We start from the raw sequence: 3,081 nt of genomic DNA on the forward strand, positions 1-3,081 counted from the left end.
ATTTTTCACCATAAATCGGTCTCTCCATATTCCGAGAAAATTCGTCTAATGCTGGGTTACACCAACTTGTCCTGGCTTTCTGTTGAAGCGCCATTAACCCCGCCAAGACCGTCTATTGACCCGCTTCTCGATGGTTATCGCCGAATTCCGGTGGTTCAGCTGGGCGCAGATATTTTTTGTGATACGCGGATCATAGCAGCTGAAATTTCTGAACTATCAGGAAATGAAAAACTGAACCCGTTCTTTCAGTCACAGGAAGAGTGGCAATGGTCTGAGTATATAGAGAATGATGTTTTTCATTTCTCCCTTAATTCGTTACACCCTCTGGGGTTGATACGGGCCCTGCTGTCTCAGGTTCCATTGCGCCAGTTACCTAATTACCTGGCAGATAAAAAGCATCTATTCAGAAATAGTAATCCTGAGCTCACAGCGGCGGCACCTGACAGAGCAAGAAGTAAAGCGTTGTGGCAACGGTATCTTGATAAGCTAGAAACGCGATTGCTGCAGGACTTTCTGAATGGGTCAGCACCGACCTATGCGGATTTTTGCGCTGTTCATCTGATTTGGTTTCGAATGGGAATGGAAGGGCGCGTACTGTTTAAAGGCCGGCCTCAATTGGAAAAGTGGTATCAGAAAATGATCAGCTTTTCTCATGGTAGATCGGCTGACATTACGCCATTCAATGCAATTACTTCAGCCAAGAATAACCAGCCACGTTTAATAGACACTTCGATGACTCAAGGCTCATTAATAGGCAAGCGTGTATCAGTGTCAACGACGGATATTCTTCTGGGCGATACACAGGGTTGCCTGGTGGGCGAAGATAATGAACGTTGGATACTGGCGAGAGACACAGAGGTTGCGGGTAGGGTTCATGTTCATTTTCCTAAAGCCACCTATCAGATAACAACACTGTAGAGGTAATAAGATGCGTACATTGAACCCAGAACAAATGACAGGACTACACCTTTTCTATCATCCGCTCTCGAATTGTGCCGGGCGCGTTTTACTGGCTATCGAAGAAAAAGGGCTCAAAGTAGAAAAACACCTGATTGATTTGCTGAAAAGCAAGCAGCTGACCGATGAGTACATTGCTATCAATCCTAAGGGGGAGGTACCCGCTATCGTACATGATGGTATGGCTATGCATGAGTCAGTTACCATTCTGCGCTATCTAGAAGAAACCTTTCCTGAGGTGAGTTTGAGCCCAAAAGAAGATTCTCTTAGAGAGCAAATGAATGACTGGTTGGATGCCGCCGGACGTTCTCACGAACCCGGTGTCGTTAACTATGTATATGCCAAGGGGTATGGACGGCTTCCGACACCCCGAGACTGGGCGTTTTATCAAGCGCATATTCCTCACCGTACTCGTTTTCATGAAGAGAGAAGGAAAGGATTGGTTGGCTGCGATATCAAGCAGGCGGAAGCTGTGTTACATGATCAGTTCAGTAAGCTGGAGCTGGCATTGGAAGGCAGGGAATATCTGGTCGGCAATACGTATTCTCTGGCTGATATTGCCTGGTTTCCCAATGCGTTTGTGTTGCAGGTGTTGGGCTACTCCCTTCAACCTTTCCCTAATGTTAAGCGCTGGATGAAACGCATTGAATCTCGTCCAGCGTTTAAGCATGGTTACCGAAAAGAGCTGCCGCCAGTACCTATGTCTTTGCTGGGGATAATTGCAAGAGTAGTGACTAAGATTGTGCGCAAAACAGGCGATCGTTTGTAGAAACAATGGTTACTCCATTATTTCAACGTTCTCTCTTTGAAGGATATCCTCAACCTGGTGGATACGTGTATTTTTGTTGCTCGACTTTAATAGCAACTAGTAGAGCTTGGTCGCTAGAAACATTTAGTCTTTTAGGGCTGTGGTTTTCAATGTATATAAGATTTTTTGGCATGTGCATTTTGTAAGCCATGATTTTCGTATAATAATGAGTAACGGCTTAACGGAATTTGCAGTATGAGTAACAAAGAACGAATCTGGCAGGCTTTCTCTCCTTACGCGAAACGTATAGAGCTAAGGAAAAAAGAGGTTGTGATTGAAGAAGGTTCAATGAGTGACACGCTTTATTATGTTGAAAGTGGTTGCCTGAGATCATGGTTTAACCACGATGGTAAAGATGTATCGTTTCAGTTTTTTCTCGAGGGGCAATTTGTCTCTTCTTTTGAAAGCTTTATGTATGATGAAGTTAGCCCTTATACCGTTGAGAGTATTCTCCCGTCGACGGTATATGCTATTTCAAAGCAATGTGTCAATGAGCAGATCGTGCAGTCTCAAGAACTTAAAGATGCTATTTTTCAAATGCTTTGTGAAAGGTTAAAGCATTATCAGAGGCTGTTTCTGTCGCGAATCAAAGATACACCACAACAAAGATACCAAGAATTAACCAATGAACACCCAGAGCTTATTAGATTAATACCGCAGCACTATATTGCATCCTATCTTGGGATCACTTCCGTTTCACTGAGTCGAATTCGATGTCGGAAGTAGCTACATTGATAACATATGTTATCGTTTGATTTCTTTCCTCTGCTCTAAGATAAAGCTTTCTAATTGAGACATAGAGAAAGCTATGCGTGTATTGATTGTGTTTAATCACCCTTATGAGATGAGCTTTTGTAACGCCATTCTGAAAGCGGTCAAAAGAGGGCTGGATGAAGGAAATCATGACATTGATCTTATTCATCTCGATAACGACAATTTTGACCCTGTGATGAGAGGAAAAGATCTTCAGGCATTTGCTCTGGCTCGAACCGATCCTGAACGTTCCCAGCAGCTTCTTGATGAGCAAGTTCTTGACTACAAACAGCGAATTGAAAGAGCAGATCATATTGTATTTATTTTCCCTATTTGGTGGGAGCTTATGCCTGCACTGACAAAAGGATTTATCGATAAACTGATATTTCCGGGGATTGCTTATGACTACAACAGCAAAGGGACTCGCATGTTTTCCAAACTGGATAAATTGAAAGGCGTAACCATGATCACGACAATGAATACACCGTCTATCGCCTATAGGCTGTTGTTTGGTAATGCGATCAAAAAAGCTTTATTGCTGGGGACATTCTGGAAGATCGGTG

At 43.3% G+C, this 3,081-nt stretch carries 4 protein-coding genes; all 4 read left to right on the top strand.

Annotated features, from left to right (window positions below; genetic code table 11):
• Positions 1-918 (top strand): glutathione S-transferase family protein (locus tag MHN01_RS22565; protein ID WP_239413582.1); only part of this gene is annotated, 918 nt, incomplete at its 5' end.
• 10 nt (positions 919-928) lie between these two features.
• Positions 929-1,726 carry a glutathione S-transferase family protein gene (locus MHN01_RS22570; protein WP_239413583.1) on the top strand — a complete coding sequence of 266 codons (798 nt, stop codon included), beginning with the start codon at positions 929-931 and terminating at the stop codon, positions 1,724-1,726.
• A 234-nt stretch (positions 1,727-1,960) separates the two neighbouring features.
• On the top strand, positions 1,961-2,491 hold the full coding sequence (locus tag MHN01_RS22575) for a Crp/Fnr family transcriptional regulator (RefSeq protein ID WP_239413584.1): 531 nt from the start codon (positions 1,961-1,963) through the stop codon (positions 2,489-2,491).
• 82 nt (positions 2,492-2,573) lie between these two features.
• A partial coding sequence (locus MHN01_RS22580; RefSeq protein ID WP_239413585.1) for an NAD(P)H-dependent oxidoreductase occupies positions 2,574-3,081 on the top strand: 508 nt, incomplete at its 3' end.

This window comes from Photobacterium sp. OFAV2-7 (genome assembly GCF_022347985.1).
GTDB lineage: Bacteria > Pseudomonadota > Gammaproteobacteria > Enterobacterales > Vibrionaceae > Photobacterium.

What these genes read in the sequence shown, in the direction of transcription:
- MHN01_RS22570 (WP_239413583.1), top strand. Translation starts at nt 929, where the DNA reads ATGCGTACATTGAACCCAGAACAAATGACAGGACTACACCTTTTCTAT.
- MHN01_RS22575 (WP_239413584.1), top strand. Translation starts at nt 1,961, where the DNA reads ATGAGTAACAAAGAACGAATCTGGCAGGCTTTCTCTCCTTACGCGAAA.